This is a genomic window from Polynucleobacter sp. VK25, from assembly GCF_018687355.1.
Lineage (GTDB): Bacteria > Pseudomonadota > Gammaproteobacteria > Burkholderiales > Burkholderiaceae > Polynucleobacter.
Genome location: NZ_CP061288.1, coordinates 1,910,201 through 1,935,856 on the forward strand (window position 1 = coordinate 1,910,201; position 25,656 = coordinate 1,935,856).

The following is a 25,656-nucleotide window of genomic DNA, read 5'->3' on the forward strand; positions in this document are numbered from 1 at the left end:
TTGTTATTTCTTATTAAATTAATAAAAAATGGTATTTTGTTAATAATACTGAATTAACAAGCGCATCTAATGAGCTTAAGGGTTAAATTTCGTGCTACTCAACGATAAGAATTTTGACAAGTTATTTACAGAAGTGCGATTCTTAAAGCGGCTCGTACTTCAGAACCAAGCTGAACTTGAGCAAATTAAGTCAATCCTTGTAAATAAAGCAAAACCAGTACCGATTGGAGCCTATGTTCATATAGGTACATCGTATGAATGGGGAACGCCAACCATCAGGATCAGCCCTGCTAATTGGAAAAAGATTAAATCAGGAATTCCCTTGAAAATTAGAGGACAAGGTTGGCGCTTTAATGATTACTTTGATGAAGTATCAGATGATCAATTCTTTAAATGGGACTACTGGGAATTTAATGGGGGTATTGGTAAACCCTTAATTGTCACAATGCGAGATAAGCAATATGGTGATGAGGTTGTCTATAATGGAGAGTTGTATTCCTCAATGATTGAGGAGTTTAGGACTAAGCCCAAAGAACAAGCTTGATCCTTCAACCTACTGCGTTTAATTACATTTCATCCTTATTCGGGAAGTATCCAAGTTCTGTATTGCGAATAGATTCAGCTACACGTTTTTTGTATCTGCTGACTGTTGAGGATATTGTCCGCCTCAAGTCAAAAGGAATGCTATCTTTTTTATATTGACTTAGTTCCTCTTGGAACTGGGGTAAATCAAGCCCAAGCTCCCAAAGTGTTAAATCGGGATTAGCCTTGGCTAAGTCATATATCTTCAGCCCAATTCTTAAAGCCTTTATGTTTGGTTGACCGCTGAATTTATAGGTTGCCTCACTTGCCTTGGCGTATTTCATTCCTTTAGCCCCGCTGTGGTTCTCTTCTACAAGCTTTCTAAACCGATCTACAAGGAATTTTTGGGGCAGATTCAGAGGAACGCTAATAACAAGTTTGCTTTTATTTACAACGGCTATCTCGCCATCTTCAAGAAGAGTTAGCCTATCCGCCTTAATAGGGTTGGCAAAAAGGTGTGCTCCACGACTATTGTCATCGGACAGCTTTTCATTCCACCACGTTTTAAAACTATCCCCCCTCACGTCACCGAAGTCTTTGTAGAGTTTTGCCAACTCTCCCTTGCCACCCAATTCGCAAGTCTTCAAGTATTTCTCACTGCGCTTCAAGTAAGCCCACCACCAGTAATAAACGGTGTCCTCCCAATGCCTTGGAGTTTTAGGTTTTTTATCAGTTCCAAATGTTGGGTGCTGATACGGGAAATGACGAGGAGGGGTTGTACGTATCTTTTTCATATCAAAATGTTAACACTTTAAATAATCTATTTAACTCTAGAGTCTACAAATATAGGGATACCTGTCAAACTTATGTTATTGAGAAATCAATGTTTAAAAGGCGATTTAGCCACTTTTTAATGTTAACACTTGGAGGTTTATATGTTGCGTAATAAAACAAATTTAGAGCTATTTTTTAACGCTAAGACTAACCAGTCGTATAACGAAATGTTAGCGGCAAAGCGTAGGTATGAACAGGTAGTAAGAGAGTTTGTATTGGAGTACGTGGCTTCTGAGGATGAAATTGGCGAGGCATTTGTGGACGCTCTTGCGGCTCTCAGAGAGGCTTACTCTGGAGACCCTTTCGTTGAAGACTATGAGGTCTACAGTTCCCTCCTTTTTATCCGTGTTGATCAGATTGAGCAGGGCGAAGTATTTGATATTTCTGAAGATATGTTAACAGTTTAAATAATTAAATTAAATTTAGAGTCTACATTTATAGCAATAAATTTTAAAATAGAGGTATCGGTTGAACAGCTCAAAAGGCTTATTAGGTCGTGGTTTTACATTTAATAATTAACTCAAAAGGATATTATATGAATAGCAATATTGTTAACACACAACAACCAAATGAACTAGTTATCAATAGCCCAGAAGTTATTGGCTATGCTGATACGTTCAAGACCTACTTCATCAAAACAGCAGAAAACATTCTTGAAATGGCTAAGGTGGTTTTTACCGCCAAAGAAAAGCTGGGAAAGAACCAATTTCGTGAATTTTCATATTTAATTGGCTTTGACCCAACAAGTAGCACTCTAAAGAAGCTTCAAGGGATTGGTAAGAACTATGAAGTGCTAAGTAAGAACATTTCAGCTCTGCCAGCCAACTGGACTACCCTTTATGAAATTGCTCAGCTTCCGGAGGATAAGTTCATTGCCGCAATTGATAAGGGTGTAATCACACCTAATGTATTGGGTAGAGACGTAAAGGCACTCACTGATAATGCTAGCGCCCCAAAAGCTTCAGGATCAAAAGCTCCAAATGGAACCAATGAAGATAAGGATTCAGGATATCGACTCACAGTTCGCCTAAGCTCATCCCCCGATAAGAAGACTATTGATAAGTTACGCAAAATTATTGCGGAATGTAGGTTAATCCAGTCTGCTGAAGTTGAATGTACCTCTTTAGAAGAGTTCTTGAAGCCTGAAGTGATTGAAGCTGAAGCTGTAGCTGCTTAAGGGGGAATATGAGCTCCTTAACCACCACTTCTGATTGGGCAATTAAATATCGTCCTGCTTGTATAGGCGATGTAATCCTGCCCAAGCAAATTGAAAATCGCCTTCGGGCGTTTTCAAAAAGCTCAGGTGGCTTTTCGGTGCTTTTCCACGGCTCTCCGGGCTGTGGAAAAACCACTGTAGCCAAGTTAATAAATCCTGATAACACCTACTTCATCAACTGTACGATTAACAACTCTATTGAAGACATTCGTCAACTTCAACGGACTTGCTCAAGCTTGACCTTAACGGGGCAAAGACGATTGGTTCTGCTGGATGAGGCTGATTACCTCAGTAAAGATGCTCAGGCAGCTTTAAGGGGGTTAACTGAAGAGTTTGCCTCCGCTAATGATTTCGTGATGACTGCGAACTATCCGGATCGCCTGCTTGACGCTATTCGGTCAAGGTTTCTTTCGGTGAATTTTGAGTTTATGGACTCTGAAGAAATGCGAGATCGAATAGTGATGTTTTTAGGTGATATCGCTATTAAGGAGGGTTTTGAACGACCCTCCAGCGCCTTACTAAAAACAATCATTAAGCGCTCCTTCCCCGATATAAGGAATATGTTGAAGGCACTTCAATTCGAGCTACTTGAATCGGAGGAAACCAATGATCTCAACTAGTAATGGCGTGTTCAAAAGTTACTGCTCAAAGCATCTAAAAACTAAGTTAATGAAGTTCAGGGATCAGGTTGCGTACATCGAATCCACCCTTATCGAGCTTGGACTAACTCCCGATAAATTTGATTTAGGGCGTGATGATGGGCATCAGTTTTTTGAGTTTCACGTAGGAACGACAGACGAAGCAAAAATGAGGTTGGTTGAAGAGAACTATGACCTTTTGGTCAATAAATCCAATACGCCTTTGGTGATGTCTATGGTTCCCTACATTTGCGCTAATTGTGACAACTTACATCTTTGTTTTTACATAAAGGCGCTTTCAGTAGAAAACCCATTTAGAGCAGGCGATCTTGAGAACCATCTGTACTTCTTTGAAGCAGATGAAACAAATTCAACACATTGAAAGGCACTTATGAAGTTATCAAAAAATACATTCGATCATTTGAAGCACTTTTCAACCATTAATCCCAATTTTCTATTTAGAAAAGGGGCTGAGCAATCCACAATCGCTGGGTCAAGGGGTCGAGTAGTAGCAACAACCTTGGATACAAGCTTTCCATTGAATTTCCCAATTAGGGATTTGGGAATCTTTTTGAAAGCCGTTTCAAGCCTGAATGACCCTGACATTGAGTTTAGTAAGTCGAAATTAACCCTCAAAGGGAAAGACGGGAAAATTTATTTCAAGAAAAGTGATCCGAAGAATCTAGTACTTCCGAGTAAGAAAATAGCCTTCCCGGAGACTGACATTGAATTTGATATTGGCAGAGATCAATTTTCAACTCTTATCAACTCATTAAAAAAGCATCATTTTTATGATGTAATTTTCAAGGGCGATGGTAAAGCTATCGTTATTAAGACTAACGGTTCACATAGAGAAGACTATGTATTCGAGCAAAACATAGGAAAAACAGATAAAAAGTTTTCATTTAGATTTGTTGTTTCCAACCTCATATGCCCCATTGATGACTACAAAGTTTCAATAAGCAGAAAAGGAATAGCGAGATTTCAGTCGAAAAGTTCCGATTACATTTCCTACATAGCCGTAGAGAAACCAAAACCTCAATAACTTGAATTAACTAACCATCCTTCGGGGTGGTTTTTTAATGCCTAAATAGTATTACGAACGCTAAACGTGATCTCGTCGATGTAGTACCTGATGAATTGAGTGATAGTCGCCTTGTTTGCGCCTAATTTGTGATGGATCTGGTTTGGTGATAAGCCTAATCACACCTAAAGGATTTGAAATGACCATTACTGACTTAGAAACACTACCCGATACATTCTTTAATCAAAGGTATGGAAGTGAAATTATTGAAAAGATTAGAAATACTGAAAAATCTAAACTGATTCGAATGATTGATTGGATGATCTCTACTGACGAGTTAATTACATTCACCGCTACAGTTACCTTTAAGAATCTCGTTGGTTATGAAGCTTCATCTTCTATGAAGAAAGCAACTAAGTACGAGTATGAAAAACGGGTTCTAAACAAGGTCAGGAAAAGACTGTCTAGGTCACAAGACTTGTGGACAACCGTTTTACCAATAGATTTCCTAGCGATCTATGAAAAGGAACAAGGGAGCTTCTTTAAACCCACCCCAAAGGGAAACTCTCCACACCATATACACGGTTTGATTTCTGTAAAACGGGAGCACGCCTACCGTATCTACAATTTTTGGCTTAGAGAGCTCGATAAGAGGCTCTACAAGGATCTAAAGTCAATTTCTACGGTATCTACCTTCAAAATCGAACCCATAAGGCTGGATGAGGCTAAAAACTGGGTTAACTATATGACAAAGGGGAAGAACCCCGAGACCGACTGGTTTGTCTAACGTAAAAAAATGCCTAAATAGAAAAACACTTAAAAAAGGAGGTTTGGGCGATGAAGAAGGTCGGAAGAAATCAATTTCTAGGAATACGAACTACAGATGACTTTGTCAATAAATTCGACGGGCTATGCGAGAGGCTAGGCTACAACCGTTCTGAAGTTATTCGATATTGCCTCAAAAGGTTCTTTAATGAACATTTCAATAATTCAGAGAACTTTCAAAGGGCACGAAAGGAGATGTTCTGATGCTGAGCTTTGTTAATTGGCTTCACGAAGAAGCACTAAAAAAGAAAAGGAAGAAAAATGGCGAGCAACACGGTAATCAAGGAAGTGGAAAAGTCGGGGATGACAATCACCAAGGACAAGTTGATAGAGCTAATCAAGAAGTCCAATCAAACAACATTCACGTTTTCCCAGAACCCTAATTCAAAAACATCCGTAGTTGTTATAGGTGGGTGAAAGAACTCCCTTTAGATCCTAACGAGACAGGCTTAAGTTTGTAGGCGCATATTGATTTCTATCATATGTAAAAGATAGGCTCCCTTGAGGAGTTGGTTGCGCACCAGCATCCCTATTGATATTTTTTCCTTTGTAATAGGTTTTAGTATTGGTGTTGTAGTAATACCCATTCACGGTATTAAAGCCAGCCTGATTGCTTGGTGTGATTTGTGTGGCACGACCAGAATATCGGTTCTCGTAATAGTCTGACTGGGCTAGTGCTGGAACTGAAATTAAAGTCACGAAGAAAAGGAGGAGTTTCATCTAATTTCCTTTAACAATAGATTAATTCCCACCAGACTACTCAGTCAAAAGCTCAAGATCTGAGCCACTAAACATTAGTCGACACTTAAATTGACTTGAGAATGCGTTGATTACGCTTGTTAACAAAATTAACAACTTGATCTTTGTATGAGATATAGCCTTCAAGCGTCTTAGGAACTGCTGGCGTTTTAAAGTTCTCAAATGGCATAAAAAAATTAATTGCCGAAGAATCTGAAGTCACTAGGTCTTGTAATAGGAAAAACTCTACATACCCGTGAAAACTTTCAAATAAGGCAAAAAAATCGGTGTAGCGCTCAAGAACTTCATCCAAAGGGCTTGCCTCATTAACGTAATGTCTTCTTATACATTCCAGAGTGAGATCTATTCGATCCTTTATTAGCGGGTGAAATCCTCTTGCCCCATTGATAGTGCTTTTTCCATCAACACGATTTCCAGGGAAAATCATCATTCCACCCATCGTATAACCGATGCTACGGAATGCCTCAACTTCGCCTTTCTTAAATTGGCTAATGATGTGAGACATACTCACCCACTTGCTAAAGGTATGTACGGCAGAGTCGCTCGATAAGAAAAATTCGCCCAATTCCGATTGGTGATAGAGATAAGCCCCAGCTCTCGTATCAATAAGACTAAAAAGAACCCCGTTCGGCAGGGGCTTACTCCAAAGGATCTTGTGATAGGTACGTAGAGTTGGGCTGAAGCTGTCAGGGTCTTTCCCTGAGGGTGTATCGGTTCTGAAGTCGAAGGTTATATCAATAAGACTAGACACAGTTCCTGTCCTCAGAATTTTTTATTTCTGGAATAAGTCGTATTTCATTACAAACATCGTAACAACATCTTTTACGATGCCATTTGCCCTCTGACTTGAAAGAATTCCGGTATTATAAAAAAGCTCGGCTTCTCCACCTTTTTGAATATCGCCCCAGCAACGAGAAATAAGGCTTTGGTAATCATCGCCACCAAAACCTCTGAAATACTTATTTTGAGCAGCTTTAAAAATATCTTCAAATTGGTCTAACTCGACTTCATCAAGTCTATTTTTAATATAGCCGTTTAAATATCCAAGGCTGAATAGGCAGATATATAAACCCCAATCACCTTCATCAAATTTATTGCCAGCCTTTTCATAAGCATTGAAATGATTAAGCCTCCAATACACAAGAGCCATCTCATTCTGTAGACTCCCCAAGGCTGATGAACTTAATACTTCTCCTAAAGATAAGGTATTAGGTTTCATAAAGTGCTCCCATTATTTGAATCGAGGAATCGTTCATAAGTTGGCTCCAATGCTGGTTTAAGGATAGTCCTTCCAACCTTTCTTTTAGCCTCATCACTTCTAAACTCTGCTTGCTCTCTTTTAAAATCTTCGGCAAGCGAAGTAAGTCTTTGAGGATTCATACGTCCCACAAACTCTAGTTCGCCCATTTTGGATGCCTATAAAACATCTTTATAGCTTTGTTCAATCAACCCCATTAGATAGTCAATATCCTCTGAACTTGTTAGCTGGAAGAATTTGTTCAATTTCCAGTTATACCCATCGGGGATTTGCTTAACCATTCCTTTTGGATCAACATATTCGATGGGTCTAAGGAAGACTTTAAGTCCGCCTTTTTGAAAGTGAACATCTGTGAAGTTATTAGCCATCTTGTAACCAACGTATAGACTCCTTGTTGGCTTTTCGATGATTGCTTCGTCAAGAGCCAAGATTCTTTCCCTCAATTCTTCAAATATTTCTTTAACTGCTGGCGTACTCTTTTGAATGAAATCCTCTACTGCTGGCTCAGCCTCTTCCCCTGTCTTTTGAGTTAATTTTGGTTGTTCTTTCTCACCCTCGATATGCCCTGGTACTTCTAGAACATTTAATGCCTCAAGGGAGAAAACACCATCTTCGTACATTCGGTAACGAATGAGCTCTATCCTTGTGTTTACAAAATGAACGGTGTCTAGGTCGAATCGACTATAGGATTCAGCAATACAGATTACCCTAGGATTTTTCCAATCCAAACCAATCTCATCAAAAGCCTTTTGTCCTAGCTTATCAATCATTAATTTTTGAAAGAATTCAGGCTTTTGAGTTTTTAACCACCTTAAATATGAAAGAGCCTGATTAATAACAGCGTCATTTCTATTCTTCTTATATTCAATAATTACAGGGGCGCCATCAGCATCAACAGCCAAGGTGTCAATTCGCCCTCCTGATGTAGTGGTGTATTCGGTAGATAAAAACTGTAGCCCCAAGGTCTCTATCAAGTTCTTTTCAACTAATCGCTGTAAATCCCTTTCCTTGGAAAGCGGAACAACATTAAGCTTTTTGAGCAAATCGCCTTGAGTTGTTTTGAATACTGGCATTTCTATAGCCTTCGTTTAATTAATATCGTTATTAATATTAAACTGATTCAGCTTAATTATTAGTTTTTGTTGAGTCTCAAGTTCGCTTTGGCGACCAAAGCTTTATTACGGGCTCGTTATCACCAAATGAAGACCAACTATTAAGCGAGGCGCTTTTAATAGCAAGCCTAGTCGCTTCTAGCATTGTTGCGAAGCTGAATTGAGGCTCACCCGTGATTGAATTAAAGGGGTCGTTACCAGTTTTATCTTTATACATCTGACACTTTTCTTTCAACAAGTTTTGTAAGGGGATAAAAAGATAGTCAGTAAGGGTGAAACTCAGTATTTGAGTGAATGATTCTTCGTTCGTAGGTGCGCTTTGCTTTGCCTCCTTCATAATTTCCAGAATTGTTGCGAATGTGCCGACTGGTCTTCTAGTTACGGGGTCATAAACTAAATGCCCTTCTTTTTCCCACTCTTCACAAAGTTCTTTTAAAAACATCTCAAGCTCATTAAATGTGTATTCGTAAAGAGTTATTGGATATGCGTAAGTAGTCATTTTGATCCTTTTAAATCCGTGTTATTTCTGCTAGATCAAGCTTTATCGCATTTGCGAAACTCACCCAACCAAAATGCTCTCTGACTTGAATTTTCATTTTTTCTTTAACTTGATCTATAAATTCAGTAAGCATCTCCCGAGTTACTGGCTCATCCTTTAATAGAGCTTTAATCCTCAAAGGCAACCCGTCCGTCTTTTCCCAAAGTTGCTCAGGTAAATCGAGCTCTATTCTCTTTCGTCGAATGAACTCTTCTGAATTATGAGATTCAAGAAACATCATTAATACCAAGCAAGGTGAGTGCCACTCTCGATAGCTCTCATACCTGCCTGAGCCACCTAGTTGTGCGAAGTAGTCTTGGCATTCGCCTAAGCATTTCCAAAGAATTGAATTCATCATTTATGTATAGGTTATTAGGTGCGCTGTTGAAAGTAACTGTTAAAAAATAGTCTTCTAGGTGCTAATGGCTCAGATGTATACATAATTTGTTGAGTCGTTGGATCTGGAGTTTGTATCTTCTTTGCGTAAGCCTTTGCCGCTTTCGAGGGTGGTAAACCAATAAGACGTGCTGAATCAATTACAGCCTGAACGATGTATGGCTTACTAATTGACTCAACAATGTCCCCTTGAGTTATGGACATTGGAACAACAATAGTCAGTAGAACGGCACCAATAAGCATCTTTCCCCCATTTATATGGGTTAATGCTATTTGCTTACAAGCTCATAAAATGAGCCTTAAACCCAACTAATACCTTTGAAGTGTTTTTTGGAGTTCTTCTTTGATGCGTTTTCGTAGGCTGGCGGGGGCGATGACCTCTACTTCTGAGCCGTGCTTCAATATATCCATCACTAATTCAGGATCTTGGTTGTAATCAAACTCCAAAATGTAATATCCATCTTCATCAAAGCTCGCCTTCTGGTGTTTATGCCAAGTTTCTGCTGAAACCCATCTAGCCCTCTCTGGCGAGAAACGCAACTTAGCTTTTTGTGTCGACTTTCCTGAAAATATTCCATAACTTTCGCCAAAATATTCATTCAATACTTTTTCTGAAATTTCGTCTGCCTTTTGACTAAGGATAATTGCCTTCCGTATTCCATCCATTGAGAAGCTACGTAACTCTTTTCGTAGATGACAGTAGGCATCCAAATACCAGTTATCTCTGTAATAAATTAAGCGCTGGGGGGAAACATCTCTTGTAGTGGTTGCGTTACTGCCTTTGGCGTAATACTCAACATTCAATCTATTGCGCTTTAATAAAGCGCTTCCTATCGCCTCGAAATGCTCTACTGAGCTTTTTCGAGCAGACATACCGAATACCTTTAAACGCTTACGCAGTTCTTTTGTAGTTGTTTCACTGCGACCTAGAATCCCATCAATAATATTTTGAAGCGGTTCTAGGTGGGGACCAAGCAAGCCCCCTTGATCCAAACCTGCCAGCAGAGATTGGGTGATTACTAATGCTGTCGCCTCTTCCTCCGAAAACCATAGTCCGGGAAGTTCAATCTTTTCACCAGCCGTACTAGTAGACTCAAACTTATAACCGCCATCCATACGGTCATAAACAATATTCGCATTCATACGACTGCGTAAGTATTCCAAATCTCGCTTAAATGTAGCCTTTGAGATCTCAAGCTCCTCAAGAAAATCATCTAAAGGTACGCATTGACGTGCTTGAATTAAATATTTAATTCGATGAAGCCGTTCCATATCGCCCATTTAAGTCTCCCATTTCACGGTTAAATGGTATTTCTTAGGTAGCTCACAATATGAGCCTATTGAAGCTCAATATTAACTTATCGACAAAATAGGAGGGCTTATGAAGCTTGGAATTTGTTTATTACTATTTTCATCAACGATCTTTGCGCAAGCCATATATGGTCCACAAGGTCAATATTTGGGCTACTCGCAAACTAGTCCAAGCGGAGTCACAAATGTTTATAGCCCGTCCGGGCAAAATGTTCAGTCATATCAAACAGACAGCGGGCAAACTAATTTTTATAGTCCACAAGGTCAATACCAAGGCACATCAACTACGCCGATTTATTCACAACCAAACACAATAATCAACACACCAAGACAAGCACCTCAAGCGCCTAGCGTTAAAGGTTGGTAACCAACAGGAGCAAGAAATGAAAAACTTAATCCTTATCGTAATGCTCATTAGTCTTATCTCACCGTCTTACGCAAGATCTGATGGTGGTAACAATGGCAATAACAAAAAGAGCTCACAGAAATATAACAATCCGAGCGGGCGTGAGAACTGTTATTACTGCTGGAAAGACACGAGCCTTGAATACACTCCATCACGCCACAAGTACGCCAAGAAACTTTAACAAAGGGCTAAAAATGAAATATCTCATCACTTTATTTTTATTAGCTCAATTAGCCATATATGCTCGCTATACCGAAGCGCAAGTAACGAACTGGGAAAGCAGCCCGCTCAATTATCAAAATAGCCCATTGAATTATCAGAACAGTCCGCTTAACTATCAAAACAGTCCATTGAATTATCAGAATAGTCCATTGAATTACAACTCTACAAACGGGGTCTATGACAACAATGGCAATCGAATTGGATACCAGACACAATCCCCATCAGGCGTTACTAACGTCTTTGACAACAATGGCAATCGAATTGGATATTCGCCAAACAAACGAAATCAATAGTCGTTGAAAACTACTAAATTCTTAATGCTAACTTTCGGGGACGCCAATAACCTAGCGTCCCTAATCTTACGTTTCTTGTAAATTGAGAACACACTTTCAGCGCCCAAACTAAAGCCTCTCGGCGACTGATAGCCTTTTGAAATTAGTAAATCAGCTATAGCTTTGAATGTGAGATTTTTAATGTCCCGCAGATGAATGATGAGGTCTGAAAGCTTTATTTGGTAAGGAGAATATGCGCCAATCATTAGCGACTTAGTTTCTACTTGAAGCTCAAAACGGACTGTAACCCTTGAATTACAGCTACCCCCGTTGAAAACTACTCCACCGTAACGCTCTTTGCTAAGTTTCTAGGCTTATCAACGTCAGTACCGCGTGCGCAAGCTGTGTGATAAGCCAATAGCTGCAGAGGGACCACGTGCAATATTGGAGAAAGATTGCCGTAGTGCTCAGGGAGCTTGATGACATTAATACCATCGCTATTCACGATCTCGGTATCTTGATCAGCGAAAACGTAGAGTTTGCCGCCGCGCGCTTTCACTTCTTGCATATTCGATTTCAGCTTTTCCAAGAGAACATCATTAGGAGCAACTGTTACCACTGGCATTTTGTCGGTTACTAGGGCAAGCGGTCCATGCTTTAACTCACCCGCAGGATAAGCTTCAGCATGAATATAAGAAATCTCTTTGAGCTTTAGTGCACCCTCAAGTGCAATTGGGTAATGCATGCCACGACCCAAGAAGAGTGCATTCTCACACTTTGCAAACGCATCACTCCAAGCGATGATCTGTGGCTCAAGAGCGAGAACCGCATGGAGTGCTTTAGGTAGGTGGCGCAATTCACGCAAGAGGTCTTTTTCTTTTTCAGCAGAAAGTCTGCCAGCACGTTTTGCCAATGAAACCGCCAAGAGATACAGAGCCAAGAGCTGTGTAGTAAATGCTTTAGTTGATGCAACACCAATCTCAGCGCCAGCCTTGGTCAAGAAATGCCAATCCGTTTCGCGAACCATTGCACTGCTTGCCACATTACAGATTGCCAAGGTGTACTTATGCCCCAAACTCTTTGCATGACGTAATGCAGCCAAGGTATCGGCTGTCTCACCAGACTGCGAGACCACCACAATTAAAGTTTTTAGATTAGGCACGGTGGTGCGATAGCGATACTCGCTCGCAATTTCTACTTGCGTTGGAATGCCAGCAATATCTTCTAACCAATATTTAGCAACACATGCAGAGTAGTAACTTGTGCCACACGCCAAGATCAAAATTTGATCAAATGCTTTCCAGTCTTCTGGCTTAGCCTCAAATAACTCGGGTCCAAACTGCGCAATATTGGCAAGCGTGTCACCAATCGCCCTAGGCTGCTCAAAAATTTCTTTTTGCATGTAGTGTTGATACGGACCCAAATCAACCGAGTCCGCCTGAGCTGGCATCGGCTTTAACTCTCTTTGAGCATGCTTGCCTGCCTGATCAATAACCTCAACACCATCCGCTTTAAGAACTGCAACATCGCCCTCTTCCAAATACATCATGGAATGAGCGCGCCCGGCTAAAGCTAAAGCATCAGATGCCAAGAAGTGCTCATGATCGCCAATGGCAACTACCAATGGTGATCCAACGCGCGCACCTACCAAGGTGCCTGGATTATCTTGAGCAATTACACCAATCGCGTATGCACCATGTAATTTAGGGAGCACGGCCCTTACAGATGCCGCAATATCTTTTTGTCCGCTTGATACATATTGCTGGTGAACTAAATGGGCAATTACTTCAGTATCTGTTTCGGAAGTGAATTCATAACCGGCGGCTTTTAATTCAGCGCGAAGTACTTCATAGTTTTCAATAATGCCGTTATGTACCACTGCGATCAGACCATCAGAGATATGAGGATGCGCATTTTGGGTATCTGGTTTGCCATGAGTGGCCCAGCGTGTGTGGGCAATACCCAAGGTGCCGCAAAAGTCTTTACCTTGCTCGCCCAGCTCTGACACACGTGCAGTGGTGCGGGCACGCTCGATAGGGTGCTTAGCATCATCGCCATTAATCACAGCGAAACCACAAGAGTCATAGCCGCGATACTCTAGGCGACGCAAGCCTTCAACCAAAACATCAACGATATTTTTATGGGAGGCTGCACCAACAATGCCGCACATTATTTTTTACCCTTTGTGGTTTTCTTTACCGCTTTCTTTGCTACCTTCTTCACTGCTGCCTTTTTTTCCTGCTTCACAGGACGCTGCCACTGCAATGAAATTTGTTTTGCTCTGGATACGGTCAGCTGATTTGCAGGGGCATCTTTAGTAAGCGTAGTGCCCGCACCTAATGTAGCGCCACGACCTACGCGGACTGGAGCAACTAATTGGGTATCAGAACCAATGAAAACATCATCTTCAATAATAGTCTGATGCTTATTAACGCCATCATAGTTACAAGTGATCGTGCCGGCACCAATATTGACTCTTGAACCAACAATCGAGTCGCCAACATAAGCCAAATGATTGGCTTTGCTATTGGCAGCAATTTTGCTGTTCTTCACTTCTACGAAATTGCCAATATGCACATCGTTTGATAAATCTGCGCCAGGACGTAAGCGAGCATAAGGACCAATCAGAGATTGAGCTCCTACTTTTGCGCCATCTATATGACTATATGCATGAATAGTCACGCCTTTGCCAATCACGCTGTTGCGAATCACGCAATAAGGCCCAATCTTTGTGCCAGCATCTAAAGTAACGCAACCTTCAAAAACACAGCCAACATCAATCGATACATCTGTACCGCACTCTAAGGAGCCGCGCACATCTATACGCGCTGGATCTGCAAGAGAAACTCCCGCATCCATTAATTGGTTGGCAATATTGAGCTGATGCAAGCGCTCTAGAGCAGCGAGTTGGTCACGACTATTAACACCTACAGTCTCAAACTCGTCATCAGCCTGCGTTGTACGAATAGGCACCCCATCCTTGACTGCCATGGCGATTACATCAGTTAAGTAATACTCACCTTGGGCATTACTTGCACGCAAAGCTTTCAACCATTTCTTTAATGAGTTCGTTGGCAATACCATGATGCCGGTGTTGATTTCTTGAATTGTTTTTTGTGAAGACGTTGCATCTTTCTCTTCAACAATCTCCGTTACAGATCCGTCAGCATCACGCACGATACGGCCATAGCCTGTTGGATTGGCAAGGTTTTGCGTGAGAAGCGCAAGAGCGCTGTCTTGACCGCGGACACCATCAGCTAACTTTGCTAATTTAGCCAGAGTCTTTTTTGTTGTGAGAGGAACGTCACCATACAAAACTAGTGTGGGCTCTTGAGTGTCTAATTTAGGCAAGGCCTGCAAAAGCGCATGGCCTGTACCTTTTTGCTCGGCTTGTAGTGCGGTTACTACTTTGCTAAAACTGGAATCTTCTTTGGCAGCATTCACCAAGAATGTTTTAACGTCTGCTGCGCCATGACCAACAACTACAACAGGGCCTGTTTTAGCCTTCTTATCTTGTAGCGAAAGAGCGGTATTGAGAACGTGCTGGAGCAGGGGTTTTCCTGCCAAAGTTTGCAGGACCTTGGGCAGGGCGGATTTCATCCGCTTTCCTTGCCCAGCAGCCAAAATGACGATATTCATAAAGGGGGATTATAAGTCCCCTGAATCATGGTTCCACAGGCTAATTCATCTAATTCCGCCTCATCAATTGCCCTGTCGCCAGAGGATCTAGCGGCAATGCCGGCTAGCTCTGTCGAAATCTCGAGGTTTTTGAAATCAAAGGCTTCACCGTCCATTAAATGGGACGGAACGATATGGTGCATCGAGCGAAATAGGTTCTCGACTCGACCCGGATGCTTCTTTTCCCATTCACGCAGCATTTCTTTCATGACTTGGCGCTGAAGATTAGGCTGGCTGCCACACAAATCACAAGGAATGATAGGGAAGTTCATATCTGCCGCATAACGCTCAAGCAGTTTCTCGGGCACATACGCTAAAGGACGAATCACAATATGTTTGCCATCATCTGAGCGCAACTTTGGCGGCATACCTTTCAGCTTTCCCGCATAAAACATATTGAGCATCAAGGTTTCTAAAATGTCATCGCGATGATGCCCTAAGGCAATTTTTGTTGCACCTAACTCATCCGCTACACGATACAAAATGCCACGACGCAAACGTGAACATAATCCACAGGTAGTTTTACCTTCCGGAATAACGCGCTTCACAATGCTGTAAGTGTCTTGCTCTTCGATGTGATACTGAACTCCCAAGCCCTTCAAATAATTGGGCAATATTTCGGCAGGGAAATTAGGTTGCTTCTGATCTAAGTTCACCGCAACAATCTCAAAATTGATGGGGGCACGTTCGCGCAACTTCATCAGAATATCGAGCATGGCATAGCTATCCTTGCCGCCTGATACGCACACCATCACCTTATCGCCATCTTCAATCATGCCGAAGTCACCAATGGCCTGGCCTACCAAGCGACAGAGTTTTTTCTCTAGCTTGTTTTCTTCGAAGACAACTTTACGAATATCGCCCATAAGAATTCTTTTCCAATTTCTTTTTAAGAAGCCTTAATACGAAATACTTCAACACCCACTGAGTGACAGTCTGGATATACATCAGGCTTGGCGGTGCTTACACGCGCAGCCAAAACTTTAGGGTGTAGCAACATGGCAGCCACGATGTCATCGCAAAAAGTTTCTTGCAAATGAATATGGCCCTGAGAAGCCCTGGACTTAATGGTCTCACGCATGAAGTCGTAATCCACCACTTCCTCTAACTGATCGCTCGTTGGGGTATTCATTGCCATTGGAATATATAAATCTACATTGAGAATGACGCGCTGCTCTGCCTTTTTCTCAAAGTCATGAACACCAATATTGATATAAATCTCGTAGTCGCGCAGAAATAAACGGCGACAGTCAACAAGAGCGGGATGAGAAAGAATTGCGTGCATGAATATTTGCTTTTTAAAAATACTTAATTCGTTTTGAACATCACATCACGTGATGATGGCAATAAATGTTGTCCGCCATCTACATATAAGGTGGTTCCGGTGATACCGCTAGAGTCGGCCAAAAATACGGCTGCCTTTGCAATATCTGCTGGCGTTGAGGATCTTCCTAGCGGTGTCATTTGATGCGCTTTAGAAAAATCATCCATCGTTTGATCGCCTGATGGCAAAGAGATTCCAGGGGCCAATCCAACTACTCGTAGATGCGGCGCAAAGTCCATTGCCAACAACTCAACCGAAGAAAGCAATGCTGCCTTAGACAATGTGTAAGACAAATAATCTGGATTAGGGTTAATCAACTTTTGATCCAACAATTGAATCACTGCTGGAATTACACCAGCAGTGTTTGGCTTATTTTTTTGAAACTCAAACATCAGTTGAGACAACAAAATAGGTGCCGTCAAATTGACTTGCATATGCGCTTGTAAGTTTTTTCCACCCAAAGGAGTTGTTGAGTTTGAGCGATCGTATTCAAATATCGATGCGCTATTTACTAAGCAAGCCAAATTCGGAAAGGCTCCGCCCACAGCTAAGAAAAGGTCTTTGGTGGCAGCCTCATCAGCCAAGTCCGCCTGGAAAGCCTGGGCTTTCACGCCCATCATGTCAATTTCTCTGATGGTTTCTTGGGCCTCTTGCTCAGATCGCCCATAATGAACGGCAACATCCCAGCCCTGACGGGCAAACTGCAAGGCAATTTCTCGACCCAGGCGCTTGGCGGCGCCAGTCACTAAAACTGCTTTTCTTTGCTGGGATGGGGATGTTGAACTGGGGTTCAATTAAATTCTCTTAGACTAGCGAGCTATGGATATTACCTTGACCAGCCTTGAAACGGAGCATAGTGCGCTTCTAAAGGCCAAAATAGCCTCTCAAATCGCCTCCCAAGGCGGCTGGCTGCCCTTTTCTCGCTATATGGAGATGGCGCTCTATGAGCCTGGCATGGGCTATTACAGTGCAGGAGCTCACAAACTAGGTGCTGGCGGTGATTTCACTACCGCCCCTGAATTAAGCCCCCTCTTTGGCGCAGCTATTTGCTCTACCCTGCTACCCGCTCTCGAGGGACTCAAGCAAAAAGGTCTGCCCACGCAAATTTTGGAATTTGGCGCTGGTACTGGCAAGTTGGCCACATCCATCCTGACTCGACTCCATGATCTTGGATTTCATTTAGATCGCTACGACATTATTGAAATTTCTCCAGACTTAGCACAGCGCCAACAAGAAAGAATAGGTGCAGCAGTTAAGCAACTAAATCTCGGCACGCAATGTAGCTGGCTTGCACAGTTGCCCGAAAATTACAAAGGCGTCATTTTGGCAAATGAAGTTATTGATGCCATTCCCTGTGATGCCATCATCTATCAAGATGGATTTTGGTATTGGTACGGGGTGACCATTGAGAATGATCAGTTCATATGGAAAGCTGGCTCACCGGTTGCACAACAACTACTTCCCGAAAGCCTTCTCAGCGGCAATTTCTCAGAAGGCTATGTCACTGAATTACACGCACCAGCAAACGCTTGGATGCAGCAAGTGGCTAAGCATTTAGATGTAGGTCTATTTCTTACTTTTGATTATGGCTTTCCGGAAAGCGAGTACTACCACCCACAAAGACTTGAGGGCACGCTCATGGCGCACCATCGGCATCATGCAATCCAAGACCCCTTTCATCTCCCCGGTCTTTGCGACTTAACAACGCACGTTGAGTGGTCGCAAATTGCCCGTAGTGCATTAGCCGAAAATGTAGATGATGTGTATCTCACTAATCAGGCCGCATACCTACTAGATGCAGGCATTGGTGACATTGCTCTAGAGATTGGCGACCCAAGCGATCCTGAAACATTTCTGCCAATCTCCAACGCATTACAAAAGTTATTATCAGAAGCAGAGATGGGTGAGCTCTTTAAAGCCTTTGCATTCTCTAAGAATTTAGAAAGCTTGCTGCCTGGTCATGTACTGGAAGATCTACCGGGCCTTCGCGGCAGAAATAGACTGTAGAAGCTTTCTTTAAGACTCTAAAGCTGCAGTAATTGCAGATAACCTGGCAGACTCAAATGCGCTGCCAATACGCTCACCATTAGAGCGGTCTTCTGCTGCAATGCCAGCAATAATGTCTGCAGTATTGATTGCTTGGGCATTTCGCATTGCATTCATTAAGGATGAAATAGGGAGCGCTAACTTTTCAGCAAGGTTCAAAATTGCTTGAGCGCGATCTGGCTTGCGCCATACATCGGCACGATTGAACCAAGCCAAAACATCTACCGCCTGATATGGATGATTTAGGTACTTGTTTACTAAAACCCTGAGATCACTCAATATCTCACTGAAATCTCGCACATCGATTGGCATGCGCACGCAATCAGCCCAAGAACGAATTTCACTTGCAGGTAAATCCATCAGACTAATGGCGCAACGAACTTCCAGACTATCGCCGGCCTTAGAAAAATGCGCAATCAACTCTTCGCGAAATGGCTCTTCAGATAACTTGGCAACAAACGTAGGAGGCAATATAGTGCTAGCCGCGCCAGTATTTAGCAGGACTTGAAACAGATGCATCGGCTTTTGCGCCACTAAGCCCCTAGCTAATTCTTGCCAAATGCGTTCTGCTGATAATGCATTTAACTCACCAGTCCGAACAATTGCCTTTAAGGCATCTAGCGTTTCATCGGCAACTCTAAATTCTGGGAAGCGCGCGGCAAAGCGAGCAATACGCAGTAAGCGCAGTGGATCCTCTGCAAATGCATCCGAAACATGACGAAATACTTTGGCTGCCAAATCCTCTTGTCCGTTATAAGGATCAATGATTGGCCCGAATTGTTTGCCATCAGCATCCACTTCTTGTGCCATCGCATTGATGGTTAAATCACGGCGCTCTAGATCTTGCTCTAGAGTGATGGAAGGATCCGCATAGAAGTTAAAACCTTTATAGCCCTTGCCAGTCTTACGCTCAGTTCGAGCAAGCGCATATTCAGCCTGAGTCTCTGGATGCAAAAATACTGGAAAATCTTTACCAACAGGCCGAAAACCTTTAGCTACCATCTCCTCTACGCTAGATCCCACCACAACATAATCAATGTCGTGCACAGGTAAACCCATGAGGGTGTCCCTGATGGCTCCACCTACTGCGTAGATTTTCATTACTGCATGCCCTCGAGACTTCGACGGCTGATATTGAATACTTGAGGCAAAGCATCGAGACCATTTAGGGGCAAGATATTAGGCACTTTCATAGAGGCAATGTTATCGCGCGACATCAATGTTGGGCCTGGCAGAAATTCAAAGGCCAATGCCTGCAGATAGCCCACAAAGGCTGGCACAGGAATGATGGCGCAAGAAGTTTTAGCCTTACGTGCAGCAAACTCAACAATCTCTTTCATGGTGTAAACCGTTGGGCCCACTAAATCATAAGCATGATGAATTGTTTTCGGCATAGAAAGAGAATGAACAAATGCAGTAGCGACATCATCTACGCTTACCGGCTGAAATTGCGCTTGGGAATTCGCTAAAGGCATGGCTGGAAATAACTTAGTCAATTTAGAAAACAAATTAATAAACTGATCTTGTGCGCCAAAGATGACTGATGGCCTAAAGATGGTCCAATCTAAATTGCTTGCTTTCACGGCAGCCTCCCCATCACCCTTGCTACGCTGATACATAGATGGGCCATGAGAGTCGGCACCCAATGCACTCATATGTAAGTAGCGTTTTAAGCCGTGCATCTGCATCGCAGTAATAATATTTTTAGGGAGCTCCACATGCGCAGCCTTAAATACTGCCCCGTAAGGCTTAGCTGGCTTATCGTGTAGCACACCAACTAAATTGATTACAGCCCCATTTGGCTTAACGCGCCCACATAGATTCTGCAACTCATCAAACTCATGAATATCAGCCTCTTCCAAGTGCACCTTGGGCAACATCCGCAATTCACGTGCGGCGGATAAGTGGCTCGTTGGAACCAATACGGAATATCCCGCCAATTGAAGTTGCGCGGCAATCACTCGCCCTACAAATCCATTACCGCCGATTAAAAGAATGTCATATTTCATAAGGAGCTTTCTTTGCTTAGAGCAGTTAGTGATTTATGGAAGCTCGGATTGAGTTGCAGCCTTAGGTGTAATCACACCTAAGCGTTGTTTTAAAGATTGTGTCTGGCCGTTCATTACCGATGAATAGTAATTTGCATTAGAGAGTACGTTCTTGACATAAACCCGTGTCTCTGTAAACGGAATAGTTTCAGCAAAAATAGCGCCCTCAGTGGGGCCAGATAATTTTTCGCGCCAAGCTTTTGAGCGAGAAGGGCCGGCGTTATAAGCTGCAGAAGCTAAAACCCAAGAACCATCCAGATCAATAAGCACCATATTCAAATAATTACTGCCCAATGTCAGATTGGTATTCGTATCGCTCAACTTGTCATTGGTGTAATTTGTCATGCCAATTTTCTTAGCCACGTACTTTGCAGTATTCGGCATCACCTGCATCAATCCTGAAGCGCCCACAGAAGAGGCGGCGTTCATAATGAAGCGCGACTCTTGGCGTATCAAGCCATAAGCCCAAGCCAGATTTAAATCAATTTGACGCGCAATCGGAGATAGCTCTTCTTTATACGGAGTTGGGTAGCGCAAACTAAAGTCATGCTCTTGTTTTGTACGATCGGCAGTATTAACAACGCGGTCATAAAGATTGACGCGCTTTGCATACTCTGCGGCGGCCAACAATTGCTTATCGGTCATATTGCGCAGCTCCCAGTTCCACTCCCGATTGCCCTCGAAGCGAAGATTCATGGCATATAAACGTTCGCCGCGAATAAATCCTTTGCGGCTTGCCATCGCATCAACCTCTTGCTCTGTCACTTTAGTTTTAGCGGGCGCATTATTGGACTTGCCCAACTCTTCGCGCGCAAGCTGCCCATAGAAGTTGTATTGATCAGCAATCATCTCAAAGCTGTCTTTGGCTTTTGCATCTTGGCCCTCAGCCTTTAATGCGCGACCATACCAATACGTCCAAGCAGGATCTTTGCTACGCACAGCTGGGTTCATGCCATCAATTGCATTCTTAACCAAAGCCCAATCTTTAGCACGTAAGCCTGCGCGCACTTTCCACTCTTGTGAGTCAACCGAAAGGAGCTCGTTATAGCCCAACTCTTGCTGCAAGCGATATGCATCATCTGCATTGGGGTCTAATTTCTTGGCTAGAAATTGCCCGATTACACCCCAGGCAACAGCTTGATTCTCTTTGCTATAACGAGATGCATTTTGAGAAAAATCACGATAGGCTTTTACTGGATCAGCCTTGGCTGCTTTGACAATATCTGCAATGGGATCTTCGCCACCAAGACGACGGGCCATGGTGTCGTAACCCCTCTCGCTAGCAGCACGGCCAATGGCCTTAGCCTCACTTGGAGACATACCACCAGCGGCAACCAATGAGGGAACCAATTCTTGGCACGCCTGACCAAAATAACTTGGGTCTAACAATACAGAGCGGGAGTCGATTGCTAGCTTAGTGGGGTTCTCACCTTGAGATAATTTGGATAGCAAGGAATAGCACTTCACTTGTGTATCGTCATCCAATACAAACTTGGCATACTCCACATCAAAGCGCGCCCAGTCTTTACGTTTACCTAAAACCAAAAGCCAATCATTGCGCATACGGTCAGCTAAAGCAGTGCCTTGATATTGATTTAGAAACGCTACAACCTGAGCATCAGCACTATAGTCATTACGCGCACCACCTGCACTATCAAACAATTGCGGCTTGATGCGGAAATAGGCTACATAGTCATCGAATGGGTAATTCGCCAAATTAGATGAAAGTTGCTGAGTACGAAAGACATCATTCTTTTTGGCGGCTTCACGCAAATCGATAAACATCCGATCGGTGTCAGTAATTTCAGCTGGGGCAGCCTTGCTTTCATAGGACTTGGGCATAGACGGCTTTTTCAGCTTTTCTGCAAAGCTATTAGACATGCCTAAAGCTAGGCCCAAAACCAGGATTTTGGCCAATTGAAGGTATTTACTGTTTCCTCTTGCAGACTTCATGCTTACGATCTAACCCTATCTTTATTTACAAGGCTCGAGCCCTGTAATACTTGATTACTATATCCTTTAATTTTCGCCTGATAATGGTCGATATGCACGGTAATTCACCAAAAACTCTTCGCCAAGATTTATTAAAACAACGCAAAGAATTTGCCGCTGGGAAAGACTATGCTGCTGCAGAGATGCGCTTGATTGCGGGTCTTAATCATTTTTTGGCTAATCAAGGCAAGTCCATACGCTCAATTGCACTGTATTGGCCAATTCAGAATGAAATGGACTTGCGCCCGCCCTTACTCAGCTGGGTGAAGAATGGTGACCAGCGTCGCTTAGCGCTGCCTTATGCGCGCCCCGACAAACACCTAGATTTTTTCGAGTGGCAAGAAGGGGATACTTTAATTCCCAGCGCACATGGCGTTCCTGAACCCAGCCCAGAAAATACTGCCAGGCCACAACTGACTCCTGACTGCATCCTAATTCCCTGCGTAGGCTGGTCTAGCTCTGTTGTGAGCGGTAAAGCACACTACTGGCGACTGGGCTATGGCGGCGGGTATTTTGATCGAACTCTTGCACAGCTTAGAAAAGATAATCCAACCCTCATTTGCATGGGGATTGGATTTGATTGGCAACAATTAGATGATTCTCAATGGTCGGCTCAAACACATGATGAGCCTTTAGATTTGCTCCTGACGGAGTCTGGTTTACTCAGCTAAATGAATGTCTTAGCTTTTCTTTGTTAAACCTAGGTTATCTGCAATCGCCAAAACTGCATCAGCCTGATTTAGCGAATAGAAATGAATTCCTGGGGCACCAACAGCCAGAAGCTGATCACATAGGTCCGTGACAACCTCTTCGCCAAATGCACGAATAGAAGCAATGTCATCGCCATAAGACTGAAGGCGCAAACGAATCCAACGTGGAATCTCTGCGCCACACGCGTCCGAGAATCGCAATAACTGACTACTATTGGTGATTGGCATAATGCCAGCAATGATCGGCTGTGTAACACCCAAGTCATAAGCCTCATCCACAAAGCGGAAGTAAGCATCGCTGTTATAAAAATACTGGGTTACGGCAGAGTTTGCACCTGCCTTCATTTTTTGCACAAAGAAATCAACATCGCTAGCAGGCGACTTTGCCTGTGGGTGTGTTTCTGGATAAGCGGCTACATCAATATGAAACCAGTCACCCGTTTCTGCACGAATAAATTCCACTAATTCATTGGCATGATGAAACTCACCGTACTGGCCCATGCCAGAGGGTAAATCTCCGCGTAAGGCCACAATGCGCTTCACGCCTAAGGCTTGATATTGCTTGAGCATCTCGCGCACGCTCTCACGTGAGCTACCAACACAAGATAAGTGGGGAGCAACCGCTGCACCGGCAGCATGAATGTCGCTCACTACCTTTAAAGTACCAGACTGAGTAGAGCCACCGGCTCCAAAGGTCACGGAATAAAACGCTGGCTTGAGTGCTTCGCTAAAACGCTCGCGCACAAGATGCAACTTACTCTCACCTTCAGGTGTTTTTGGAGGAAAGAATTCAACGCTTAATTCCATGATTTTGGGCCTAGGTATCTATTGATCAGTGATTGGATTAATAACGATAGTGGTCAGCCTTGTAAGGGCCTTGCTTCGTTACGCCAATGTAAGAGGCTTGCTGGTCTGACAACACTGTTAACTCTGCATTCAGAGTCTTGAGCTGTAAACGAGCAACCTTCTCATCCAAATGCTTAGGCAATGTGTAAACGCCGACTGGGTATTTATCTGTACCTACTGCATTCCACAGTTCAATCTGTGCAATCACTTGGTTAGCAAATGAAGAGCTCATTACGTAAGAAGGATGTCCTGTACCGCAACCCAAGTTAACCAGACGGCCTTTAGCCAAAATGATGATGCGCTTCTCAGGCTTGCCATTGGCAGCTGGGAAAATCACATGATCAACTTGTGGCTTGATTTCTTCCCACTTGTATTTTTCAATACCAGCAACATCGATCTCATTATCAAAGTGGCCGATGTTACAAACGATGGCTTGATTCTTCATCTTAGCCATGTGGTCATGTGTAATCACGTGGTAATTGCCCGTTGCAGAAACAAAGATATCGGCTTTATCAGCAGCGTAATCCATTGTTACAACACGATAGCCTTCCATTGCAGCTTGCAATGCACAAATTGGATCTACTTCAGTAACCCAAACTTGAGCAGACAAAGCGCGCAAGGCTTGAGCTGAACCCTTACCCACATCGCCGTAGCCACAAACTACTGCAACCTTACCGGCCACCATCACGTCAGTAGCACGTTTGATCGCATCTACTAAAGACTCACGGCAACCATAGAGGTTGTCGAATTTGCTCTTAGTAACAGAATCGTTTACGTTGATTGCAGGGAACTTCAAATCACCCTTAGCAAACATTTGATACAAGCGATGTACGCCTGTAGTAGTTTCTTCAGTAACGCCCTTAACTTTTTCTAAGCGTGTTGAATACCAAGTTGGGTCTTGTGCCAATTTTTTCTTGATGGCAGCAAACAAAATAGTTTCTTCTTCACTAGTCGGATGATTCAAGCAAGCTTGATCTTTCTCAGCGCGTGCGCCAAGGTGCAACAACAAAGTAGCGTCGCCACCGTCATCCAAAATCATATTGGTGTAACCACCGTCAGCCCACTCAAAAATGCGGTGAGTAAAGTCCCAATACTGCTCGAGGGTTTCGCCTTTGATCGCAAACACTGGTGTGCCATTAGCAGCGATTGCCGCAGCAGCATGGTCTTGTGTAGAGAAAATATTGCAAGATGCCCACTGAACTTCAGCGCCGAGCGCTTCAAGCGTCTCGATTAATACTGCAGTTTGAATAGTCATGTGCAAAGAGCCCGTAATACGTGCGCCACGCAATGGCTGTTGTGCAGCAAATTCATCGCGAATGGCAATCAGGCCAGGCATCTCAGTTTCAGCAATCGCGATTTCTTTACGACCAAAGTCAGCTAAAGAAATATCAGCAATTGCGCAACGAGTTGCTACAAAGTTATTTAAATCAGAAACGGTATTCATTAATGCTCCAGCTAAATACGATCCAATGCTGGAGTAGAAACTCGCTAGCCATTGAATCATGGGTTAGCGAGCGCGGTTGCAATTAGCAAACTCCGGGGGTTACCTTAGAGTCCACTCCCTTCAAGCCTGGGGAAGTGCTGGGTCTCAGCATTCCTTGCAACGCTCCTTGAAGGTATGTCGTAATTGTAAACAATTACGACATATTTCGCCTCAATACACCTACAAACTGCGTTTT

Annotated in this window: 32 protein-coding genes and 1 riboswitch; of the genes, 13 read left to right on the top strand and 19 right to left on the bottom strand. The window is 43.1% G+C overall.

Going from position 1 to position 25,656, the window contains the following annotated elements; translation table 11 throughout:
- The first annotated feature begins 91 nt into the window (after nucleotides 1-91).
- Nucleotides 92-544 carry a hypothetical protein gene (locus AOC21_RS09605; protein WP_215391756.1) on the top strand — a complete coding sequence of 151 codons (453 nt, stop codon included), beginning with the start codon at nucleotides 92-94 and terminating at the stop codon, nucleotides 542-544.
- A 22-nt stretch (nucleotides 545-566) separates the two neighbouring features.
- On the opposite strand, the gene AOC21_RS09610 is transcribed toward AOC21_RS09605, so the two are convergent.
- Nucleotides 567-1,316, bottom strand: coding sequence for a hypothetical protein (locus AOC21_RS09610; protein WP_215391757.1), 750 nt, complete (start codon nucleotides 1,314-1,316; stop codon nucleotides 567-569).
- Nucleotides 1,317-1,457: 141 nt separating this feature from the next.
- Here AOC21_RS09610 and AOC21_RS09615 point away from each other — a divergent pair, with 141 nt between their 5' ends.
- From AOC21_RS09615 to AOC21_RS09645, 7 genes are all read left to right on the top strand, one after another.
- A complete protein-coding gene (locus AOC21_RS09615; protein WP_215391758.1) occupies nucleotides 1,458-1,763 on the top strand; it encodes a hypothetical protein in 306 nt (101 codons plus the stop codon).
- Nucleotides 1,764-1,891: 128 nt separating this feature from the next.
- Nucleotides 1,892-2,533: a hypothetical protein gene (locus AOC21_RS09620; protein WP_215391759.1), complete on the top strand. Its 642-nt coding sequence runs from the start codon at nucleotides 1,892-1,894 to the stop codon at nucleotides 2,531-2,533.
- A gap of 8 nt (nucleotides 2,534-2,541) precedes the next feature.
- On the top strand, nucleotides 2,542-3,192 hold the full coding sequence (locus tag AOC21_RS09625; protein ID WP_215391760.1) for an AAA family ATPase: 651 nt from the start codon (nucleotides 2,542-2,544) through the stop codon (nucleotides 3,190-3,192).
- On the top strand, nucleotides 3,179-3,592 hold the full coding sequence (locus tag AOC21_RS09630) for a hypothetical protein (protein ID WP_215391761.1): 414 nt from the start codon (nucleotides 3,179-3,181) through the stop codon (nucleotides 3,590-3,592). Before AOC21_RS09625 ends, AOC21_RS09630 begins: the two co-directional genes overlap by 14 nt.
- Before the next feature lie 9 nt (nucleotides 3,593-3,601).
- Nucleotides 3,602-4,255 (top strand): hypothetical protein, encoded by a 654-nt coding sequence (locus tag AOC21_RS09635; protein WP_215391762.1) that lies wholly within the window; start codon nucleotides 3,602-3,604, stop codon nucleotides 4,253-4,255.
- Nucleotides 4,256-4,433: 178 nt separating this feature from the next.
- Nucleotides 4,434-5,021: a hypothetical protein gene (locus AOC21_RS09640; protein ID WP_215391763.1), complete on the top strand. Its 588-nt coding sequence runs from the start codon at nucleotides 4,434-4,436 to the stop codon at nucleotides 5,019-5,021.
- A gap of 241 nt (nucleotides 5,022-5,262) precedes the next feature.
- Nucleotides 5,263-5,442, top strand: coding sequence for a hypothetical protein (locus AOC21_RS09645; protein WP_215391764.1), 180 nt, complete (start codon nucleotides 5,263-5,265; stop codon nucleotides 5,440-5,442).
- Nucleotides 5,443-5,494: 52 nt separating this feature from the next.
- Here the strand turns inward: AOC21_RS09645 and AOC21_RS09650 are convergent, their stop codons facing one another.
- From AOC21_RS09650 to AOC21_RS09685, 8 genes are all read right to left on the bottom strand, one after another.
- Nucleotides 5,495-5,779: a hypothetical protein gene (locus tag AOC21_RS09650; RefSeq protein ID WP_215391765.1), complete on the bottom strand. Its 285-nt coding sequence runs from the start codon at nucleotides 5,777-5,779 to the stop codon at nucleotides 5,495-5,497.
- A gap of 85 nt (nucleotides 5,780-5,864) precedes the next feature.
- Nucleotides 5,865-6,569, bottom strand: a complete 705-nt coding sequence (locus AOC21_RS09655) for a hypothetical protein (RefSeq protein ID WP_371817788.1) — start codon at nucleotides 6,567-6,569, stop codon at nucleotides 5,865-5,867.
- 21 nt (nucleotides 6,570-6,590) lie between these two features.
- On the bottom strand, nucleotides 6,591-7,037 hold the full coding sequence (locus AOC21_RS09660) for a hypothetical protein (protein WP_215391767.1): 447 nt from the start codon (nucleotides 7,035-7,037) through the stop codon (nucleotides 6,591-6,593).
- Complete coding sequence (locus tag AOC21_RS09665; protein WP_215391768.1) at nucleotides 7,034-7,225, bottom strand: hypothetical protein; 192 nt, start codon at nucleotides 7,223-7,225, stop codon at nucleotides 7,034-7,036. The genes AOC21_RS09660 and AOC21_RS09665 overlap by 4 nt, the downstream gene beginning before the upstream one ends.
- Nucleotides 7,226-7,234: 9 nt before the next feature.
- Nucleotides 7,235-8,149, bottom strand: coding sequence for a DUF5655 domain-containing protein (locus AOC21_RS09670; protein WP_215391769.1), 915 nt, complete (start codon nucleotides 8,147-8,149; stop codon nucleotides 7,235-7,237).
- 76 nt (nucleotides 8,150-8,225) lie between these two features.
- A complete protein-coding gene (locus AOC21_RS09675; RefSeq protein ID WP_215391770.1) occupies nucleotides 8,226-8,687 on the bottom strand; it encodes a hypothetical protein in 462 nt (153 codons plus the stop codon).
- Between the two features lie 10 nt (nucleotides 8,688-8,697).
- Nucleotides 8,698-9,081: a hypothetical protein gene (locus tag AOC21_RS09680; protein WP_215391771.1), complete on the bottom strand. Its 384-nt coding sequence runs from the start codon at nucleotides 9,079-9,081 to the stop codon at nucleotides 8,698-8,700.
- Nucleotides 9,082-9,431: 350 nt separating this feature from the next.
- A complete protein-coding gene (locus AOC21_RS09685) occupies nucleotides 9,432-10,394 on the bottom strand; it encodes a YafY family protein (protein ID WP_215391772.1) in 963 nt (320 codons plus the stop codon).
- Nucleotides 10,395-10,503: 109 nt separating this feature from the next.
- Here AOC21_RS09685 and AOC21_RS09690 point away from each other — a divergent pair, with 109 nt between their 5' ends.
- The 3 genes from AOC21_RS09690 to AOC21_RS09700 are packed head-to-tail and all read left to right on the top strand — an operon-like array spanning nucleotide 10,504 to nucleotide 11,354.
- On the top strand, nucleotides 10,504-10,800 hold the full coding sequence (locus AOC21_RS09690) for a hypothetical protein (protein WP_215391773.1): 297 nt from the start codon (nucleotides 10,504-10,506) through the stop codon (nucleotides 10,798-10,800).
- 16 nt (nucleotides 10,801-10,816) lie between these two features.
- A complete protein-coding gene (locus AOC21_RS09695; protein WP_215391774.1) occupies nucleotides 10,817-11,020 on the top strand; it encodes a hypothetical protein in 204 nt (67 codons plus the stop codon).
- A gap of 13 nt (nucleotides 11,021-11,033) precedes the next feature.
- On the top strand, nucleotides 11,034-11,354 hold the full coding sequence (locus tag AOC21_RS09700) for a hypothetical protein (protein ID WP_215391775.1): 321 nt from the start codon (nucleotides 11,034-11,036) through the stop codon (nucleotides 11,352-11,354).
- A 316-nt stretch (nucleotides 11,355-11,670) separates the two neighbouring features.
- On the opposite strand, the gene glmS is transcribed toward AOC21_RS09700, so the two are convergent.
- From glmS to AOC21_RS09725, 5 genes are read right to left on the bottom strand one after another with little or no spacing between them, the layout of a single operon-like run.
- Nucleotides 11,671-13,503, bottom strand: coding sequence for a glutamine--fructose-6-phosphate transaminase (isomerizing) (gene glmS, locus AOC21_RS09705; protein WP_215391776.1), 1,833 nt, complete (start codon nucleotides 13,501-13,503; stop codon nucleotides 11,671-11,673).
- Nucleotides 13,503-14,972, bottom strand: a complete 1,470-nt coding sequence (gene glmU, locus AOC21_RS09710) for a bifunctional UDP-N-acetylglucosamine diphosphorylase/glucosamine-1-phosphate N-acetyltransferase GlmU (RefSeq protein ID WP_215391777.1) — start codon at nucleotides 14,970-14,972, stop codon at nucleotides 13,503-13,505. Before glmU ends, glmS begins: the two co-directional genes overlap by 1 nt.
- Nucleotides 14,969-15,877: a tRNA 2-thiocytidine(32) synthetase TtcA gene (gene ttcA / locus AOC21_RS09715; protein WP_215391778.1), complete on the bottom strand. Its 909-nt coding sequence runs from the start codon at nucleotides 15,875-15,877 to the stop codon at nucleotides 14,969-14,971. The genes glmU and ttcA overlap by 4 nt, the downstream gene beginning before the upstream one ends.
- 23 nt (nucleotides 15,878-15,900) lie before the next feature.
- On the bottom strand, nucleotides 15,901-16,296 hold the full coding sequence (locus AOC21_RS09720; protein ID WP_215391779.1) for a dihydroneopterin aldolase: 396 nt from the start codon (nucleotides 16,294-16,296) through the stop codon (nucleotides 15,901-15,903).
- A gap of 23 nt (nucleotides 16,297-16,319) precedes the next feature.
- Nucleotides 16,320-17,129, bottom strand: coding sequence for an SDR family oxidoreductase (locus tag AOC21_RS09725; protein ID WP_215391780.1), 810 nt, complete (start codon nucleotides 17,127-17,129; stop codon nucleotides 16,320-16,322).
- 25 nt (nucleotides 17,130-17,154) lie between these two features.
- Between AOC21_RS09725 and AOC21_RS09730 the strand changes: the two genes are divergently transcribed.
- A complete protein-coding gene (locus AOC21_RS09730; RefSeq protein WP_215391781.1) occupies nucleotides 17,155-18,342 on the top strand; it encodes a class I SAM-dependent methyltransferase in 1,188 nt (395 codons plus the stop codon).
- A gap of 9 nt (nucleotides 18,343-18,351) precedes the next feature.
- Here AOC21_RS09730 and AOC21_RS09735 read toward each other — a convergent pair whose 3' ends face one another.
- The 3 genes from AOC21_RS09735 to AOC21_RS09745 are packed head-to-tail and all read right to left on the bottom strand — an operon-like array spanning nucleotide 18,352 to nucleotide 22,382.
- On the bottom strand, nucleotides 18,352-19,482 hold the full coding sequence (locus AOC21_RS09735; RefSeq protein ID WP_215391782.1) for a polynucleotide adenylyltransferase: 1,131 nt from the start codon (nucleotides 19,480-19,482) through the stop codon (nucleotides 18,352-18,354).
- Complete coding sequence (locus tag AOC21_RS09740) at nucleotides 19,482-20,390, bottom strand: complex I NDUFA9 subunit family protein (RefSeq protein ID WP_215391783.1); 909 nt, start codon at nucleotides 20,388-20,390, stop codon at nucleotides 19,482-19,484. Before AOC21_RS09740 ends, AOC21_RS09735 begins: the two co-directional genes overlap by 1 nt.
- Nucleotides 20,391-20,423: 33 nt before the next feature.
- Nucleotides 20,424-22,382 (bottom strand): lytic transglycosylase domain-containing protein, encoded by a 1,959-nt coding sequence (locus tag AOC21_RS09745; protein ID WP_215391784.1) that lies wholly within the window; start codon nucleotides 22,380-22,382, stop codon nucleotides 20,424-20,426.
- A 92-nt stretch (nucleotides 22,383-22,474) separates the two neighbouring features.
- Between AOC21_RS09745 and AOC21_RS09750 the strand changes: the two genes are divergently transcribed.
- Nucleotides 22,475-23,092: a 5-formyltetrahydrofolate cyclo-ligase gene (locus AOC21_RS09750; RefSeq protein WP_251371503.1), complete on the top strand. Its 618-nt coding sequence runs from the start codon at nucleotides 22,475-22,477 to the stop codon at nucleotides 23,090-23,092.
- 9 nt (nucleotides 23,093-23,101) lie between these two features.
- Here AOC21_RS09750 and metF read toward each other — a convergent pair whose 3' ends face one another.
- Together metF and ahcY are read right to left on the bottom strand one after the other, a co-directional pair.
- Entirely contained in the window at nucleotides 23,102-23,938 is an 837-nt protein-coding gene (gene metF / locus AOC21_RS09755) for a methylenetetrahydrofolate reductase [NAD(P)H] (protein WP_215391786.1), read from the bottom strand.
- A gap of 37 nt (nucleotides 23,939-23,975) precedes the next feature.
- Nucleotides 23,976-25,421, bottom strand: coding sequence for an adenosylhomocysteinase (gene ahcY / locus AOC21_RS09760; RefSeq protein ID WP_215391787.1), 1,446 nt, complete (start codon nucleotides 25,419-25,421; stop codon nucleotides 23,976-23,978).
- Between the two features lie 61 nt (nucleotides 25,422-25,482).
- Nucleotides 25,483-25,595: riboswitch (S-adenosyl-L-homocysteine riboswitch) on the bottom strand.
- Between the last annotated feature and the right edge of the window lie 61 nt (nucleotides 25,596-25,656).

Excerpts from the sequence above, each read along its gene's own strand:
- AOC21_RS09610 (WP_215391757.1), bottom strand. The coding sequence starts at position 1,316 with ATGAAAAAGATACGTACAACCCCTCCTCGTCATTTCCCGTATCAGCAC.
- AOC21_RS09615 (WP_215391758.1), top strand. The coding sequence starts at position 1,458 with ATGTTGCGTAATAAAACAAATTTAGAGCTATTTTTTAACGCTAAGACT.
- AOC21_RS09620 (WP_215391759.1), top strand. The coding sequence starts at position 1,892 with ATGAATAGCAATATTGTTAACACACAACAACCAAATGAACTAGTTATC.
- AOC21_RS09625 (WP_215391760.1), top strand. The coding sequence starts at position 2,542 with ATGAGCTCCTTAACCACCACTTCTGATTGGGCAATTAAATATCGTCCT.
- AOC21_RS09630 (WP_215391761.1), top strand. The coding sequence starts at position 3,179 with ATGATCTCAACTAGTAATGGCGTGTTCAAAAGTTACTGCTCAAAGCAT.
- AOC21_RS09635 (WP_215391762.1), top strand. The coding sequence starts at position 3,602 with ATGAAGTTATCAAAAAATACATTCGATCATTTGAAGCACTTTTCAACC.
- AOC21_RS09640 (WP_215391763.1), top strand. The coding sequence starts at position 4,434 with ATGACCATTACTGACTTAGAAACACTACCCGATACATTCTTTAATCAA.
- AOC21_RS09645 (WP_215391764.1), top strand. The coding sequence starts at position 5,263 with ATGCTGAGCTTTGTTAATTGGCTTCACGAAGAAGCACTAAAAAAGAAA.
- AOC21_RS09650 (WP_215391765.1), bottom strand. The coding sequence starts at position 5,779 with ATGAAACTCCTCCTTTTCTTCGTGACTTTAATTTCAGTTCCAGCACTA.
- AOC21_RS09660 (WP_215391767.1), bottom strand. The coding sequence starts at position 7,037 with ATGAAACCTAATACCTTATCTTTAGGAGAAGTATTAAGTTCATCAGCC.
- AOC21_RS09665 (WP_215391768.1), bottom strand. The coding sequence starts at position 7,225 with ATGGGCGAACTAGAGTTTGTGGGACGTATGAATCCTCAAAGACTTACT.
- AOC21_RS09670 (WP_215391769.1), bottom strand. The coding sequence starts at position 8,149 with ATGCCAGTATTCAAAACAACTCAAGGCGATTTGCTCAAAAAGCTTAAT.
- AOC21_RS09675 (WP_215391770.1), bottom strand. The coding sequence starts at position 8,687 with ATGACTACTTACGCATATCCAATAACTCTTTACGAATACACATTTAAT.
- AOC21_RS09680 (WP_215391771.1), bottom strand. The coding sequence starts at position 9,081 with ATGAATTCAATTCTTTGGAAATGCTTAGGCGAATGCCAAGACTACTTC.
- AOC21_RS09685 (WP_215391772.1), bottom strand. The coding sequence starts at position 10,394 with ATGGAACGGCTTCATCGAATTAAATATTTAATTCAAGCACGTCAATGC.
- AOC21_RS09690 (WP_215391773.1), top strand. The coding sequence starts at position 10,504 with ATGAAGCTTGGAATTTGTTTATTACTATTTTCATCAACGATCTTTGCG.
- AOC21_RS09695 (WP_215391774.1), top strand. The coding sequence starts at position 10,817 with ATGAAAAACTTAATCCTTATCGTAATGCTCATTAGTCTTATCTCACCG.
- AOC21_RS09700 (WP_215391775.1), top strand. The coding sequence starts at position 11,034 with ATGAAATATCTCATCACTTTATTTTTATTAGCTCAATTAGCCATATAT.
- glmS (WP_215391776.1), bottom strand. The coding sequence starts at position 13,503 with ATGTGCGGCATTGTTGGTGCAGCCTCCCATAAAAATATCGTTGATGTT.
- glmU (WP_215391777.1), bottom strand. The coding sequence starts at position 14,972 with ATGAATATCGTCATTTTGGCTGCTGGGCAAGGAAAGCGGATGAAATCC.
- ttcA (WP_215391778.1), bottom strand. The coding sequence starts at position 15,877 with ATGGGCGATATTCGTAAAGTTGTCTTCGAAGAAAACAAGCTAGAGAAA.
- AOC21_RS09720 (WP_215391779.1), bottom strand. The coding sequence starts at position 16,296 with ATGCACGCAATTCTTTCTCATCCCGCTCTTGTTGACTGTCGCCGTTTA.
- AOC21_RS09730 (WP_215391781.1), top strand. The coding sequence starts at position 17,155 with ATGGATATTACCTTGACCAGCCTTGAAACGGAGCATAGTGCGCTTCTA.
- AOC21_RS09735 (WP_215391782.1), bottom strand. The coding sequence starts at position 19,482 with ATGAAAATCTACGCAGTAGGTGGAGCCATCAGGGACACCCTCATGGGT.
- AOC21_RS09740 (WP_215391783.1), bottom strand. The coding sequence starts at position 20,390 with ATGAAATATGACATTCTTTTAATCGGCGGTAATGGATTTGTAGGGCGA.
- AOC21_RS09745 (WP_215391784.1), bottom strand. The coding sequence starts at position 22,382 with ATGAAGTCTGCAAGAGGAAACAGTAAATACCTTCAATTGGCCAAAATC.
- AOC21_RS09750 (WP_251371503.1), top strand. The coding sequence starts at position 22,475 with ATGCACGGTAATTCACCAAAAACTCTTCGCCAAGATTTATTAAAACAA.
- metF (WP_215391786.1), bottom strand. The coding sequence starts at position 23,938 with ATGGAATTAAGCGTTGAATTCTTTCCTCCAAAAACACCTGAAGGTGAG.
- ahcY (WP_215391787.1), bottom strand. The coding sequence starts at position 25,421 with ATGAATACCGTTTCTGATTTAAATAACTTTGTAGCAACTCGTTGCGCA.